Annotated in this window: 12 protein-coding genes, 4 tRNA genes and 1 pseudogene; 12 read left to right on the top strand and 5 right to left on the bottom strand. The window is 63.6% G+C overall.

All coding sequences use genetic code 11. The features are described 5' to 3' along the window. Positions 1–46 precede the first annotated feature (46 nt). Positions 47–1,135: a redox-regulated ATPase YchF gene (gene ychF / locus B0E46_RS15045; protein ID WP_077556580.1), complete on the top strand. Its 1,089-nt coding sequence runs from the start codon at positions 47–49 to the stop codon at positions 1,133–1,135. Between the two features lie 121 nt (positions 1,136–1,256). On the opposite strand, the gene B0E46_RS15050 is transcribed toward ychF, so the two are convergent. The 3 genes from B0E46_RS15050 to B0E46_RS15060 all read right to left on the bottom strand — a co-directional run bounded on the left by B0E46_RS15050 (position 1,257) and on the right by B0E46_RS15060 (position 6,164). Further along, positions 1,257–4,325, bottom strand: a complete 3,069-nt coding sequence (locus tag B0E46_RS15050) for a TonB-dependent receptor (RefSeq protein ID WP_077556581.1) — start codon at positions 4,323–4,325, stop codon at positions 1,257–1,259. A gap of 173 nt (positions 4,326–4,498) precedes the next feature. Next, complete coding sequence (locus B0E46_RS15055; RefSeq protein ID WP_077556922.1) at positions 4,499–5,599, bottom strand: FecR domain-containing protein; 1,101 nt, start codon at positions 5,597–5,599, stop codon at positions 4,499–4,501. Continuing rightward, complete coding sequence (locus B0E46_RS15060; protein WP_139350571.1) at positions 5,577–6,164, bottom strand: RNA polymerase sigma factor; 588 nt, start codon at positions 6,162–6,164, stop codon at positions 5,577–5,579. The genes B0E46_RS15055 and B0E46_RS15060 overlap by 23 nt, the downstream gene beginning before the upstream one ends. A 489-nt stretch (positions 6,165–6,653) precedes the next feature. Between B0E46_RS15060 and B0E46_RS18010 the strand changes: the two are divergent. Then, positions 6,654–6,899: pseudogene (locus tag B0E46_RS18010) on the top strand (Type 1 glutamine amidotransferase-like domain-containing protein); the annotation flags it as partial. Between the two features lie 477 nt (positions 6,900–7,376). After that, positions 7,377–8,354, top strand: coding sequence for an isoaspartyl peptidase/L-asparaginase (locus B0E46_RS18015; protein ID WP_254425195.1), 978 nt, complete (start codon positions 7,377–7,379; stop codon positions 8,352–8,354). 18 nt (positions 8,355–8,372) lie between these two features. On the opposite strand, the gene B0E46_RS15070 is transcribed toward B0E46_RS18015, so the two are convergent. Together B0E46_RS15070 and B0E46_RS15075 are read right to left on the bottom strand one after the other, a co-directional pair. Further along, on the bottom strand, positions 8,373–8,762 hold the full coding sequence (locus B0E46_RS15070; RefSeq protein ID WP_077556583.1) for an STAS domain-containing protein: 390 nt from the start codon (positions 8,760–8,762) through the stop codon (positions 8,373–8,375). Further along, positions 8,759–11,047, bottom strand: a complete 2,289-nt coding sequence (locus B0E46_RS15075) for a SpoIIE family protein phosphatase (protein WP_254425179.1) — start codon at positions 11,045–11,047, stop codon at positions 8,759–8,761. The genes B0E46_RS15070 and B0E46_RS15075 overlap by 4 nt, the downstream gene beginning before the upstream one ends. 324 nt (positions 11,048–11,371) lie before the next feature. On the opposite strand from B0E46_RS15075, the gene B0E46_RS15080 reads away from it, so the two are divergent. The 9 genes from B0E46_RS15080 to rplK all read left to right on the top strand — a co-directional run bounded on the left by B0E46_RS15080 (position 11,372) and on the right by rplK (position 15,345). Continuing rightward, complete coding sequence (locus B0E46_RS15080) at positions 11,372–11,860, top strand: acyl-CoA thioesterase (protein WP_077556585.1); 489 nt, start codon at positions 11,372–11,374, stop codon at positions 11,858–11,860. A gap of 102 nt (positions 11,861–11,962) precedes the next feature. Beyond that, a tRNA-Tyr gene (locus tag B0E46_RS15085) sits at positions 11,963–12,048 on the top strand. Positions 12,049–12,066: 18 nt separating this feature from the next. Continuing rightward, positions 12,067–12,140: transfer RNA gene (locus B0E46_RS15090), tRNA-Gly, on the top strand. A gap of 23 nt (positions 12,141–12,163) precedes the next feature. Continuing rightward, positions 12,164–12,239: transfer RNA gene (locus B0E46_RS15095), tRNA-Thr, on the top strand. Between the two features lie 76 nt (positions 12,240–12,315). Continuing rightward, entirely contained in the window at positions 12,316–13,506 is a 1,191-nt protein-coding gene (gene tuf / locus B0E46_RS15100; RefSeq protein ID WP_077556586.1) for an elongation factor Tu, read from the top strand. Positions 13,507–13,598: 92 nt separating this feature from the next. Beyond that, positions 13,599–13,674 (top strand) — tRNA-Trp (locus tag B0E46_RS15105). Positions 13,675–13,755: 81 nt separating this feature from the next. After that, positions 13,756–14,151 carry a preprotein translocase subunit SecE gene (gene secE / locus B0E46_RS15110; protein ID WP_077556587.1) on the top strand — a complete coding sequence of 132 codons (396 nt, stop codon included), beginning with the start codon at positions 13,756–13,758 and terminating at the stop codon, positions 14,149–14,151. A 7-nt stretch (positions 14,152–14,158) separates the two neighbouring features. Further along, on the top strand, positions 14,159–14,719 hold the full coding sequence (gene nusG / locus B0E46_RS15115) for a transcription termination/antitermination protein NusG (protein ID WP_077556924.1): 561 nt from the start codon (positions 14,159–14,161) through the stop codon (positions 14,717–14,719). Between the two features lie 197 nt (positions 14,720–14,916). Further along, the gene (gene rplK, locus B0E46_RS15120) at positions 14,917–15,345 is read left to right on the top strand and encodes a 50S ribosomal protein L11 (protein ID WP_077445274.1); all 429 of its coding nucleotides are present in this window, start codon (positions 14,917–14,919) and stop codon (positions 15,343–15,345) included. The last annotated feature ends 1 nt before the right edge of the window (position 15,346 follow it).

The raw sequence follows: 15,346 nt of genomic DNA on the forward strand, positions 1-15,346 counted from the left end.
TCCAACGATCGGTTTGCGTCTGGCGTTTCCCCACCGGAAAACCCCCATGGGCATCAAATGCGGCATCGTCGGCCTGCCTAACGTCGGCAAGTCCACCCTCTTCAACGCGCTGACCAAGGCGGGCATCGCTGCGGCCAACTTCCCGTTCTGCACCATCGAGCCGAACGTCGGCGTGGTGCCGGTGCCCGATCCGCGCCTGAACGCGCTGTCCGGCATCGTCAATCCGCAGAAGGTGATCCCGACCGCCGTCGAGTTCGTCGACATCGCCGGGCTGGTCGCCGGTGCATCGAAGGGCGAGGGTCTGGGCAACAAGTTCCTGGCGCACATCCGCGAGGTGGACGCGATTGCCCATGTGGTGCGCTGCTTCGAGGGCGATGTGATCCACGTCGCCGGCAAGGTCGATCCGATCGCCGACATCGAGACCATCGATACCGAGCTGGCGCTGGCCGACCTGGAGTCGGTGGACAAGGCGCTGAACCGCGCCGAGCGCGCGGCCAAGGCGAACGACAAGGAAGCGCTGGCGCGGAAGCCGGTGTTGCAGAAGCTCTCGGCCGGCCTCAATGAAGGCCGGTCGGCGCGCAGCCTGGGCCTGGACGAAGAGGAGAAGGCGCTGGTGCGCGACCTGTTCCTGCTCACCCTGAAGCCGCTGATGTATATCGCCAACGTCACCGACGATGGCTTCGAAAACAATCCCCTGCTCGATGCCCTACGCGCCCGCGCCGCCATCGAAGGCGCCGAAGTGGTACCGGTTTGCGCGGCCATCGAGGAAGAGATGGCGCAGCTGGACGATGCCGACCGCGACGAATTCCTGAAGGACATGGGGCTGGACGAGCCTGGCCTGAACCGGGTGATCCGCGCCGGCTACCGGCTGCTCGACCTGCAGACCTACTTCACTGCAGGCGTGAAGGAAGTGCGCGCCTGGACGATCAAGCGCGGCTTCACCGCGCCGCAGGCCGCGGGCGTGATCCATACCGACTTCGAGCGCGGCTTCATCCGCGCCGAGACGATGAGCTACGACGACTTCATCCAGTACAAGGGCGAGGCTGGCGCCGCTGCGGCCGGGCGGCTGCGCAAGGAAGGCAAGGATTACATCGTCAAGGACGGCGACGTGCTGCACTTCCTGTTCAACGTCTGAGTTTCCTGCACGGCACATATGGGCTCGATCGAGCTGGATGGATCGAGTCGTGCATGCGTTTCGCCGCTGCAATGGGCAGTACATCGCACGGCGCGGGGCCACGCGATGTGATGCGAGAACGTCACTGGCCTGCGCTGCCGCCAAAACGATAGCTGGCTTCAATGAAGTAGGCGCGGCCGATCGGGTTGAACCAGCTCCTGGAGTAATACGGGTAGCTGGTCCAGGTGCTGTCCGGTGCCGGCTTCTTGTCGAACAGGTTGTCCACCACGAAGGTCAACGTGGCGCGCGGTGTGAAGCGGTAGTTGAATGACGCGTTGTACACGAAGGTGGGGCCGAGCCGCTGCGTGCCGTCGTAATTGGGCAGGCCGCCCAGGCGTGAGCCATGCACGGTGGTGGTGAACCTGCCCAGCGTCCAGGCCACCGAGTAGCCAGCCTTGCTGCGCGGGATCACATAGTCGTACAGGTCGGTGAGCTCGTTTACCGTGGGGTCGCCCTTGAACAGCTGCACCTTGTGGGTGGCGACATAGGTGAGGCCGAGGTTGAAATCGAACGTGCCCGCGTGCTGCGTTTCAAGCAGGTAGTGCGTGTTGAAGTCCACGCCGGAAGTGCGGTCGACCGCGGCATTGATCGGCAGCACGAGTACCGATGTGATGCCTTCCGGATTGCTGGGGGCGCTGGCGGAATTGCGTACAACCTGACTTAACACTTGCTGGCATAGCCCGGAGTTGATGTCGACCGGCACGCCGGCGGCCGTCTGTCCCAGCCGGCAGTCGGCCTCCTCGCGCAGGATGGTGTCGCTGCTCTGGTACTCCACTTCGTTGTTCAATTTGATGATGTAGTAGTCCGCGCTGATGTCCAGGTTGCGGACCGGCGAGTAGACGAAGCCATAGGTGAACGACTTGCTGGTTTCGTCCTTCAGCGTGGTGCTGCCATGGCTGCGGCCGTTGAATCCCACGTCACCATTGCTGCAATCATCGTAGTAGTCGGGGCCGGACCCGGGTTCGTCGCGGCGGCACAGGTAGTAGTCGGTGCCGTCCGAACTCGAGCCGCTGAGTCCGGCATACAGGTAGGAAAGATCGGGGGCGCGGAAGCCGGTACCGGCCGAGCCGCGCAACAGCAGGCTGTCGAACGGACGATATTCGACGCCCAGCGAATAGGTGAACTTGCCCGCGGTGGTCGGGCCGTACTCGTAGCGGTCGTAGCGGCCCGCGGCGGTGAGGGTCAGCGTCGACAGCACTGGCGCACTGAATTCCACGCCCATGCCGGCATGATTGCGCGAGCCCACCGCGCCGGTGTTGTGCAGGCCGAAGTAGGTGCCGTCCAGCGACAACGGATCGGGTTTCAGTCCGTAATACTGGTTGCCGTATTCGGCGACACCGGCGAAGCCGGCCGAGCCGCCCGGCAGGTCGAACAGGTCGGTATTCGTCATCGTCAGGCTGAAATTTTCTGCGCGGCTTTTGTCGTGATCGATCGAGTCCTGGGTGATCGAACGGAACTCGGCGACGGTGAGCGGGGTGTACAACCGGCTGATCGGCGCGTTGTAGATGTCATAGCCGCTGTCCGGGTCGATGCCCAGCGACGGGCCCAGGTACAGCGCCTGCGCCTTGGCCGAGATCAATGCCGGTTCCTTGCTCTCCAGTTCGTTCTGCGAATGTCCGAACAGCGCCTCGTAGGTCCAGCTGGTATCGGGGATGCTGCCCTTGATGCCGGTATTCAGCGACAACGTGTTGTTGATGTTCCTGATCAGGCCGGGGCCAAAGCCGCCGTTCTCCTCGATGGTGAAATACTTGCGCTGCCATTGCTCGACCTGGCCGGTGGCCTGGTTGTAGAACGGGATCGGCGTGGAATCGCCATTGAGCTGGTAGCTGTTCTGCCATTGCAGCGGCGTGTTGTAGCTGTCCTGGTGCGAAGTGGCCGCCTGCACATCGAGGAAGGCCTCCATGTTGTCGGTCAGGCGGTAGCTGGCGGTGCCATAGAAATTGACCGCCTTGCGTCCGTTCTCCATGGTGCCGTAGCCCACATCCTTGTAACTGCCGCAGTAGTAACCGTAATTCCGGCGATAGGCGTAGACGATCGAGCCGTGGTCAAGCGCGGACAATGCGTCGCAGGTGGCCTTGCCCGGATCGATGTAGTCGCCGTCCTCGTCGATACGCGTGAAGACCGGGCTGGCGGAAATCCGGGAAGGATCTCCGGGAGCATCCAGGCGCGAATCGGTGAAACTGCGCTGGTAGCCCCACAGTGGCTGCTGATGGACGAACTCCACGCCGAAGACCGAGTCGAACTTGCCGCTGGAAAAACCGCTGGAGATCTGCAGGCGCTGCGAACTGCCGCCGCCGTGCTGCGTATCGCCCACGCGGAAATCCACGGTGGTGCCATCGGCCTTCTTCTTCAGGATGAAGTTGATCACGCCGGATATGGCGTCCGAACCGTAGATCGCCGAAGCGCTGCCGCTGAGGATTTCCACGCGATCGATCAGCGAGGTGGGCAGGTTCGAGATATCCGTGAAATTGCTGTTGCCGCCGTACGATTGCGGGTAGTCGGCAATGCGCCGCCCATTCACCAGCACCAGCGTGTGGTTCGGGCCCAGCCCACGCAGGTCGACCGCCTGCGCGCCCGGCGAGAAGCCATTGGTGTTCTGGTTGTTGTCCAGCGCGCCGAGATTCTGGGTCAGCGAGGTCATCATGTCCGCGACGGTGGCGAAACCGTTGTTGGTGATGTCCCGCGCGGTGATGGTGGTGACTGGCGCTGGCCCCTCGATCTGGGCGCGAGGGATGCGTGAGCCGGTGACCTGGACCGCTTCGAGCTTGGTGGCGGTCTGCGGGTCGGCTGCGGCGGCAGCTGAAGGGTGGGTGGGGGTCGATCGCGGTGGCGGGGTATGCGGGTCGTTTGTCTTGAGGATCACCACGGCTCCGGAAGGATCGCGATGAACGGTGAAGCCCGTGCCGTCCAGCAGGCGTTTCAGTGCATCGTCCGTCGACAGCGCGCCATTCACGCCTTGCGTATGCAGTCCCTTGAGCTGGTCCGCCTGATAGATGAATTGTGCGCCGGACTGCGCGGCCAGGCTGTCGAGCGCGGCGACCAGATCGCCTGGCGGAATCCGGATCTGTCTGACGGTGTCGGCTTGTGCGTAAGCCGCGACGGATGCCGAGCAGGCCAGGGCCAGCAGCGTGGTGCGGAACGGACGGATCATGGTCACCCTCTCCCCAGGGTGGCGCGCCTGATGGCGCCATCGATTAGCGTGACGTATGGATGTCGCAAATCCCGCATGCCATGTTTGCGTCGGGCATCCCCGGGCACGCCGGGTCCGGATGGTGCATTGCTTCTTGCGGGTGGTTGGCTCGGGTGAGAATTCGCGACGCGGCGTTACCGGCGCTTCAGGACGATGGTCTTGTCACTGCGCACGGCTTGCACCGGGAAGCCCAGTTCGAGCAACCGCACGAAGCTGTCGGCATTGGACCAGCGGAAATTTCCGCCCACGCGAATGGCGCCGACCGAGGCGTCGCCGATGACGATCTTGCGGGTGTTGTAACGGTTGAATTCCGCGGCGGCGGCGGCCAGCGGCGTGTCGTGGAAGGAAATGAAGCCATTACGCCAGTTCAGGAGCTCTTCGGCCTGCTGCATCGAGCCGGATTGCACCACGACCCCGGTGTCGCTTGCCAATGCGATGCTGCCGGCTGGAAGCAGGGTGGTTGGCTGGCGATGTCCATCCGGCCCGTTGTCCGACTCCAGCCGCACCACGCCCTGGGTCACGATCACGCGCAGGTCCGCCGCATCGCGGCGCACGTCATAACGCGTGCCGACGGCAATCGCGCGGCGCTCGCCGGCGCTGACCACGAACGGCCGGTCGGGATCCTTGGCCACCTTGAAGAACGCCTCGCCCTGCTGCAGATCGATGCGGCGCTCGCCACGGGAAAGCGTGACAAGCATGCGGCTGTCACTGCTCAGGGTCACGACGGAACCATCGGCCAGCGGCACATCCTGCAGGCCGCCAACGGCTGTGCGATAAAGCGCCTGATCCACCGCCGAGTAACGTCGCCAACCCAGGGCGAGTGACACGATCATCACCAGGGCGACGGCACCGACGGCATAGCGAAGCAGGCGACGGCGGTTCTCCTTCGGTGGGCCGCTCATGAACCTTGCCGGGTTACTGCCAGTCGGCGCGTCGTGTTGCGACCGATCGAGCTGTGCCTCAACCGTACCGTGCACTTCACGCGGGCCGTGAGACGGAAGCACGCCCCAGGTTCCGCGCGCAGGCACCACGCCGGCCGGCACGCCTGCACCCAAGGCCTTCAGGCGGTCGCTCTGCCGCCAGGCTGCATCGAGGCGCAGAAAAGCCACGCGATGGGCAACCGAGGCAGCCAGCCATGCATCCAGCTGGCTCTGGTCGTGCGCGGACCACGCGCCCGCGTCGCGCTTGGCCAGCCACGCGGAGGCAGTGAGTTCAATCTGCCTGCTGCTGGTCATGAGCGCCTCCATGTTCGATGCCGGCTGCAGCGTGACGTGGCGCGTGCTGCGCTTGGCCGCCGCCAAAAAAATAGTCGGCGATCAAGCGCATGCCCTTGGCGAGCTGTTTTTCCACGGTCTTCTCACCGATGCCCATGCGCATCGCCACTTCCTTTTGCGGCAGCTCCTCGACCCGGCGCAGCCAGACCGCCTCGCGACATCGGTCGGGCAGGCTGTCGAACGCTTCGGTCAGGCGCTTCAGTTCCTGGCGGGCGCTCAACCGGCGTTCCGGCGATATCTCATCTATCAGGACGTTCAGCGCATCCAGATCACCCACGGCATCGATCGAGACGACCCGCCCGCGGCGCAGACGATCGGTCATCAGGTGGCGAGCGGTGGTGAACATGAAGGACTTCGGCATCGCCGGCCGTGCTTTCGCCGCGGCCTCGTAGACGCGTATGTAGATTTCCTGGCGCAGGTCATGGATCTCGTCGCGGCGATACCAGCTGCGCAGCAGATAGCGCATCAGCGCGCTCTCGTGCACCAGGATTTCGCGTATGAACCAGTTGTCGAGAGTGTCTTCCACGACGGCGACAGTAACGCCAATCCGTCAGCGAAAGACAGCTGCGCGGCGCAGATGAGCCCGTGGCAGCGAATGTGCGCGACGGCGTGGGGGATCTGGCGTGTCCGTTCGTCCCGACCCAGATGAACTCCATGCAGTGACGTGCTGCGTGCACCCGAAAAATCACCATGCATCCCTTCGACGGAATATCGACTGATGATTTCGCTCAGCTATTTATCCGGTTCAGTTCGCGCCAGCTTTTCAGCCCTGCTGGCGTTGTGCCTGGTACTGGTCTGCATGGATGCCAGCGCGGCCTCGAAGAACCCGGCCGCCACGCGCAACGGTTACGAGTACTACCAGATCGGCGACCTGAACGCGCCAAGGCCTGGCCATACCGAGGCGGCTCTGATGCTGATGGGCGGCGGCAAGTGGCCGAACAAGGCCTTCGCCTGGTTTGCGGCCAAGGGCGGTCACGGCCACGTCGTGATACTGCGTGCCTCCGGCGCCGATGAGATGCAGAAAGAGCTTTACACCGATATCGGCGGGGTGGCGTCGGTGCAGACGCTGGTGTTCCACAGTCGTGCGGCGGCCAGCGATCCGCAGGTGCTGGACATCGTGCGGCATGCCGACGGCATCTTCATTGCCGGCGGTGACCAGTCCAACTACGTGCGGTTCTGGAAAGGCACGCCGCTGAACGTCGCCCTGAATCAGCATGTTGCACATGGGAAGCCGATCGGCGGCACCAGCGCCGGCCTGGCCATCCTCGGTGGTTACGCCTATGGCGCGCTCGATGGCGGCAGCATGGAGTCGCAGGATGCGCTGCGCCATCCGCTCGGCAAGGGCATGACCCTGGTCGATGATTTCATGCACCTGCCCTATCTGCAGCAGGTGATAACCGATACCCACTTCAATGCGCGCGGGCGGCTCGGACGGCTGATCGGCTTCGTCGCCAAGCTGCGGTACGAGGGGCATTCCGGCGTTGTCGGTCTCGGAGTGGATCAGGACGCGGCGCTCTGCGTCGACGGCAACGGCATCGGTCGCTTGTTCACGATCAACAACGGCTTTGCGTGGCTGGTGCGACCGGACGGCAAGCCGGTACGGATCGAGGGCGGCAAACCGCTGGACTATCCCGGTACGCGGGTGACCGGTATCGGCACGCAGAGCACGATCGACCTGCGCGACCTGAGCGTGCACCGGCCGGTATTCGAGGCGCTCGCCGATGCACGTGACGGTGAATTGAACGTGCATGGCGAACATGCACCGGTGCTGGTGATCCACGGCGGCGCCGGCGTGGAGCGTGCTGGGATGACGCCGCAGATCGAGGCGAAGGCGCGCGCCGCGCTGGAGCTGGCGCTGCGCAACGGCTATGCGCAGCTGAAGTCGGGCAAGTCGGCCGTGGATGCGGTGACTGCCGCGATCACCGTGCTGGAGGATGATCCGTTGTTCAATGCCGGCAAGGGCGCGGTGTTCACGCATGACGGGAAAAACGAGCTCGATGCCTCAATCATGGACGGCTCGACGCTGGCGGCAGGCGCAGTGGCGGGAGTGCATCAGGTCAGGAATCCGATCCTGCTGGCGCGTGCGGTGATGGAGCACTCGCCGCACGTGATGATGGTCGGCAACGGCGCGGAAACCTTCGCCACGGAGCAGGGATTCAAGCTGGTCGATCCGTCGTATTTCCGCACCGACCGGCGTTGGCAGGAGTTGCAGCACGCGCTGAAGGACGATGCGGCCGGCGTGCCGCTGACCGAACGGCTGCTGGCGCTCAAGCACTTCGGCACCGTCGGCGCGCTCGCCCGCGACAGCCAGGGCCGACTTGCTGCCGGCACCTCGACCGGCGGCATGACCGACAAGCGATACGGTCGCGTGGGCGATTCGCCGATCGTCGGCGCGGGTAACTACGCCAACGTTGCTTGCGCGGTATCCGGCACGGGCTGGGGCGAGTACTACATCCGCGTTTCGGCCGCGCGCGAGATCTGCCTGCGCATGACCGAGTTGAACGAATCCGCCGAGCAGGCCGGCAAGGCGGTGATCAACGAAGAGATACCGCAGATGGGTGGCGATGGCGGCGCGATTATTTTGGGCGCCGACGGCAGCGTGTCGATGCCGTTCAACACCGAGGGCATGTACCGCGGCTGGATCGGTGCCGACGGCGTCCCGCATGTGGCGATCTACGGCAGTGATCCGCTGGTGTTGCCTTCGGCGTCACGCTGACGGCTGAAGCTGCGCTGCTCACGCGTCGCTGTCGCCCTCGATGATCCGGCGCTGCATGCGATCCAGGTAGGCGTCGAGTTCCTGCGTACTGGTGAAAACCTCGTTCACCGGAACCGCCTTGACGATCTCGAACACCTTGCGCACCTGCGGCTGCGGGTTCAGCAGCAAGGTGTATCCGCCGCGGGCACGCATGCGCTTGCGGATCTGGGCGAAACTGCGCAGCCCGGCACTGCTGACGTATTCGAGTCCGGCCAGGTCGATCACCACGGTGCCGCCATCGTCGAGTTGCCGAAGGAGGGCCAGCATAGCCTCGTCGAGTTCGCCGAAGGTCATCGCGTCAAGACGACCGCCAACTTGCACGATGACACGATCGGGTGCCGGGAATTCACTGTGCAGACTGAGCGTCATGATGAAGTTCCGTCCTGGTTCGGGTGAATGAATCGGAGCAGCAGATGATTGCCATGGGCATGCCGTGTATAGCGCATTTCGCTGGTCATGGTGCGTGCGAGGTGAATGCCGAGACCGCCGATCTGCTCGCGGTCGGCAAGGTCGCCGGGGAGGCTTGGATCGGGCGGGTGCATGGGATCGAAGGCAATGCCGTCATCGATCAACTCGACCATGACGGCATCCGGTCCGGGATGCAGCAGGACGCGGATCTGGCCAGAACGACCGTCGGGATAGCCGTACTCGACCGTGTTGACCAGGAGTTCTTCCAGCACGAGGCGTACGTCGCTACGCAACGAGGGCGCCACGCCGGCTTCCTGCAGCAGGTGCTCGCAGCGATCCAGTCCGACGAATACATCCTCCAGCTGGCCGGCGATGCATACCTCGGTGTGCGATTGCGCGGCACCATGCCAGGCCAGTGCCAGCAGGGTGATGTCATCGGCCTGCACGGCATCGGCCACGAAGCGATCGACATCACCCAGCAGCCGTTCGATATAGCCCGCGGTGGAGGCGGTCGCGGGCATCTGTGCAAGGCATTCCACGGTGCGTTCGATGCCATACATATGCTGATGATCGTCGCTCGCCTCGGTAATGCCATCGGTATACATCAGCAGGGTCTCGCCCTGGTGCAGACGCAGGTGGTGTTCCGGATAGTCTGAATCCTCATACAGCCCGAGCACGGCGCCCGTGGCGAAATTCAGCAGCTTCGGTGTGCCTTGGCCACACAGAATGGGTGGTTCATGCCCGGCGCTGGCCAGCACCAGGTTGCCGCTATTCGTGTCGAGCAAACCGCACAACAGGGTGACGAACATGCAGCTGTCGTTGCCTCGGCAAAGTTCGAGATTGAGCAGCCGCAGGAGATTCTGCGGAGTCTGTGCGCGAGGCGCCAGCGCCTTGGCCAGGGTGATGGTCTGTGCCATGAACAAGGCGGCCGGAATGCCCTTGTCGGAGACGTCGCCGACCATCACGAAGAAGCGTTCAGGATCGAGCATGAAATAGCTGTAGAGGTCGCCGCCGACCGCCCGTGCCGGGCGCAGCGCCGCATGCAGTTCGAAGTGTGCGCAGACGGCGTCGAGGTAGTGCTCGCTCGGCAGCAGGCCGATCTGGATCTGGTGAGCGATTTCAAGTTCACTGGCCAGCCGCTGCTTTTCCCGTGCGACCCGCGCGAGGTCCTGCAGATGCAGCGCGAGTTCGTGGCGCATCTGATCGAACGACAGGGTAAGACGTCCCACTTCGTCATGGCGACTGGTTGGCGGCAGTTCGAAATCCAGTTCGCCGCGGGCGACATGCTCGGCTCGGTCGGCCAGCACGCCCAGCGGCGCCATCGTGCGGCGGATGGTCAACAACGTGATCAGGGCCACGCCAAGCAGGGCGAGCATGCCAAGCAGCAGACCCCACAGGAAGATCCGCCGCACGCCGGCATAGATCCGGATCTCCGGCACCACCAGGCCGAGTCGCCAATGGGTGCCTTCGATCGGCGCGGAATAGACCCACACGGCACCATGCACCTGCGGGTTCTGTGCGACCGGCAGGCGCACGGACTCGGCCTGGTCGCTGGCCACCGCGTTGAGCAGCTCCGGCGTGCCGCGCTTGCCCACCAGTACGGGATTGTCGTGCGCCAGGTAGTCGCCATCGCTGTCGATCACGAAGACATAGGCGCCTTCCGGCTTGTCCAGATGTCCCAGGACCTGATGCAACCAATCGAGCGTGACATCGGCATTGATGATGCCGATGGGGTGTCCTGCACGGCTGATGGCGACCGAATAGTTGATCAGCTGCCGCTGCCGTGACAGTGACAGGAACGGGCGCTGCCAGCAGCCAGCCGAACAACTCAGTCCGCCCAGGAACCAGTTGCTGTTCCAGTAAGGCCTGGCATCACTGGACAGGTCCCGACTGGCCAACGCGCCATGGTCCAGGCGGCTCACGAAGGGCGAGTAGGGGCGGGCGTCGACCGGGTCCGATGACGGTTTGAAGGCGGCAGCCAGTCCGTCGATGTCGCGATTGGCCTGCAAGGTGTCGCGCAACAGCGGTTCGGCACTGTCCTGCCGCGTGGCGATGATGGTCGCGAGCATCTGCGTCGAAATGGCGACGCGGTCGATTCGCGCCTGGATCTCACTGCCGGCGCTGGCGGCCAGGGCGGCGGCTTCGTGATGGGTGAGCTGCAGGATCTGCGCGCGGGTGAGGCTGAGCAGCAAAGTGCCGATGGCAGCTAACACCAGGGTCGAGCCGGCGAGAACCCATAGCGCCATTCGCGATGCGATGCTTCGCAAGACCATGCGGTGCCCCCCCCCGTCCTGTTCTGCATCTAGCCATGAAGCGATGTCGGCTGCAAGGCGGTGTGTGGCAACTGGGGTATGGCTGCCAGGGATGGCCTGAATGGGCCTTTGCCTGTCATTCCAGCGAACCCCGAACTGGGGGCAAGAGCTGGAAACCAGCGTATTCAGCGACCTGCAACGGCCCTGGATCCCAGCTCTTGCCCCCAGTTCGGGGTTCACTGGGGTGACGAATTATTCAGACCATCCCTAGTCGGGGCATAATCATGCTCCCGGATCTTGCCCCCAGACAGCAGACTGATGCCAGGACAACAGCACGAAGTGACGTTCCGTTTTCTCGCCGAACCCACCGATGTCAATTTCGGCGGCAAGGTGCACGGCGGCATGGTGATGAAATGGATCGACCAGGCCGGCTATGCCTGCGCCGTGGGCTGGAGCGGGGCGTATTGCGTTACCGCCTCGGTCAGCGGGATCCAGTTTGTCGCACCGATCCTGATCGGCGACATGGTCACGGTACGGGCCCGGCTGATCCATACCGGAACCTCCAGCATGCATTTCGCCGTGGATGTGCTGGCACGGGATCTGCGCAAGGGCGAGCACCGGCTGGCGACCAGCTGCGTGATGGTGTTCGTGGCGTTGGACCGCCCGGACGGTAAGCCGACCCCGGTGCCGCACTGGGAGCCGCACGACGACAGCGAGCGCCAGTTGCAGGCGCAGGCGAAGCAGCTGCTGGAGCTGTCCAAGGGAATGGAGAAGCTGGTCGATCTGCGTGCCGCATCCGTGGGTTGAGCGGGGTCGGATTTTTGTCGGGAATTCACTTCGACAAGCGGATTTGGCCTCACAAGGTGTTGACAGTTTGAGGCTCGATCCACACAATACGCGTTCTTTGTTGGAGGGATACCCAAGCGGCCAACGGGGGCAGACTGTAAATCTGCTGGCTTACGCCTTCGGTGGTTCGAATCCACCTCCCTCCACCAGCAAGAGTTCCGCGCAGGGCGGGAGTAGTTCAATGGTAGAACATCAGTTTTCCAAACTGATTACGCGGGTTCGATTCCCGCCTTCCGCTCCATTGGCTCTCGCGTTGCGTTCAGTGCTCATGTAGCTCAGTCGGTAGAGCACTTCCTTGGTAAGGAAGAGGTCACAGGTTCGATTCCTGTTATGAGCACCATTCATTCGGCCATTACGGTCAGCCCCGCAAGGGCAGGTTCCTTCCAACTCATTGACTCCATCGGGGTTTAGCGCGCATGGCAAAGGGTAAATTCGAACGCACCAAGCCGCACGTCAACGTCGGCACGATTGGTCACGTGGATCACGGCAAGACGACGCTGACGGCAGCGCTGACGAAGGTCGGTGCGGAGCGTTTTGGTGGCGAGTTCAAGGATTACAGCGCGATCGACGCGGCGCCGGAAGAGAAGGCGCGCGGCATCACGATCTCGACCGCCCACGTGGAATACGAGTCGCCGGTGCGCCATTACGCGCACGTGGACTGCCCGGGCCATGCCGACTATGTGAAGAACATGATCACGGGTGCGGCGCAGATGGACGGCGCGATCCTGGTGTGCTCGGCCGCGGACGGCCCGATGCCGCAGACGCGCGAGCACATCCTGCTGAGCCGTCAGGTGGGCGTGCCGTACATCGTGGTGTACCTGAACAAGGCGGACCTGGTGGACGACGCCGAGCTGCTCGAGCTGGTCGAGATGGAAGTGCGCGAGCTGCTGTCCAAGTACGACTTCCCGGGCGACGACACCCCGATGATCCACGGTTCGGCCCGCCTGGCGCTGGAAGGCGACCAGAGCGAGATCGGCGTGCCGTCGATCATCAAGCTGGTCGATGCGCTGGACAGCTACATCCCGGAGCCGGTGCGCACGATCGACAAGCCGTTCCTGATGCCGGTGGAAGACGTGTTCTCGATCTCGGGCCGCGGCACCGTGGTGACCGGTCGTATCGAGCGCGGCATCATCAAGGTCGGCGACGAAATCGAAGTGGTCGGCATCCGCGACACGCAGAAGACCACGGTCACCGGCGTGGAAATGTTCCGCAAGCTGCTGGACCAGGGTCAGGCGGGCGACAACGCCGGTCTGCTGCTGCGCGGCCTGAAGCGTGACGACGTGGAGCGTGGGCAGGTGCTGGCCAAGCCGGGCACGATCACCCCGCATACCGACTTCGAGGCTGAGGTGTATGTGCTGTCGAAGGACGAGGGTGGCCGTCATACGCCGTTCTTCAAGGGTTACCGTCCGCAGTTCTACTTCCGCACGACGGACGTGACGGGTGCCTGCACGCTGCCGGAAGGCGTGGAGATGGTGATGCCGGGCGACAACGTGAAGATGGTGGTGAGCCTGATCCACCCGATCGCGATGGACGAAGGCCTGCGTTTCGCCATTCGCGAAGGCGGCCGTACCGTCGGCGCCGGTGTCGTGGCCAAGGTCATCAAGTAAGATAGGGCGTCGCGCTTCGGTGCGAGGTTCAAAGCTCACGGGGCGAGCGGACTCAAGGCCGCTCGCCATCGTGTTTAAAGTTCAAGCCATGTACGCCAGTAGCTCAATTGGCAGAGCAGCGGTCTCCAAAACCGCAGGTTGGGGGTTCAAGTCCCTCCTGGCGTGCCACTTCCCCGAGGATCGAGACGGGTGACGATGGCAAGGCCGACCGCGAGGTTCGGCGTGCTGCTGGCATCCGATCACTAGTGCATGAATACCAAGGCAGAACAGCCCAAGGGCACGAACGCCGCCGACATCGGCAAGCTGGTACTGGCGGGGCTGGTGCTGATTGCCGGTATCGTCGCCTATTCCTGGTTCGGGCGGGACGGCAGCATTTCCTCGTCGGTGCGCCTGCTCGGCGTGCTGGCTGCGCTGGTGATCGCCCTGGCGATTGCGGCGTTCACCGCATTGGGGCGTCGCGTCCGGAACTTCATCGGCGAGTCGCAGTTCGAAATGCGCAAGGTGGTCTGGCCGACGCGCGACGAGACGATCAAGACGACCGGCATCATCATCGTGGTGGTGATCGTGCTGTCATTGCTGCTCGGCCTGATTGACCTGATCCTGAAGTCGGTCATTCTCGACTGGCTGCTGAAATTGGGTGCCTGAGGTGAGCATGAGCAAGCGCTGGTATGTGGTGCACGCCTATTCGGGTTTCGAGAATCAGGTGAAGCGTTCCCTCGACGAGCGTATCAAGCGCGCCGGGATGGAAGAGAAGTTCGGTGAAGTGCTGGTGCCGACCGAGGAAGTGATCGAGATGCGTGGCGGCCAGAAGCGCCGCAGCGATCGCAAGTTCTTCCCGGGTTACGTGCTGGTGCAGATCGAGACGAATACCGAGGGCAAGTCGCCGCGGATCGACGACGAGTGCTGGCATCTGATCAAGGAAACCCCGAAGGTGATGGGTTTCATCGGTGGCACCGCCGATCGTCCGCTGCCGATCAAGGACAGCGAGGCCGACGCCATCCTCAGTCGCGTGCGCGAAGGTGTCGAGAAGCCCAAGCCCAAGGTGCTGTTCGAGCCGGGCGAGATGGTGCGCGTCACCGAAGGCCCGTTCAACGATTTCAACGGCGTGGTCGAGGAAGTCAACTACGAGAAGAGCCGCCTGCGCGTCGCCGTGCTGATCTTCGGTCGTTCGACCCCGGTCGAGTTGGAATTCGGTCAGGTCGAGAAGGCCTGATCCGGACTGCTTCGCCATCTTGGCACGGGGCTTGCTGAAAGCCTGACCAATCTCTATACTGCGCGGTTCACGCTGGATCTTTTTCGATCCGGCGTGCCCGTGTTTCAGGATCCGCATGAGGCGGATCCGTTCCTTCCATCCACGGACCGGTGCACAGCGAGGAGCCGCAAGGCGCCTGGACTCGCGAGGAAAATCCAATGGCAAAGAAAGTTACTGGTTACATCAAGCTGCAGGTCAAGGCCGGTCAGGCCAACCCGTCGCCGCCGGTGGGCCCCGCCCTCGGTCAGCGCGGCCTGAACATCATGGAATTCTGCAAGGCGTTCAATGCCGCCACGCAGAAGATGGAGCCGGGTCTGCCGATTCCGGTGATCATCACCGCGTACTCCGATCGCAGCTTCACCTTCATCACCAAGACCCCGCCCGCCACGATCCTGCTGAAGAAGATCACCGGCGTGGCCAAGGGTTCGCCGAAGCCGAATACCGACAAGGTCGGCAAGGTCACCCGCGCTCAGCTTGAGAATGTGGCCAAGCAGAAAGAGCCGGATCTGACGGCGGCGGATCTGGACGCGGCGGTGCGCACCATTGCGGGTAGCGCGCGCAGCATGGGCCTGGTAGTGGAGGGTTAAG

It is taken from the genome of Rhodanobacter sp. B04 (assembly GCF_002001125.1).
In the GTDB taxonomy this organism is placed as follows: Bacteria; Pseudomonadota; Gammaproteobacteria; order Xanthomonadales; family Rhodanobacteraceae; genus Rhodanobacter.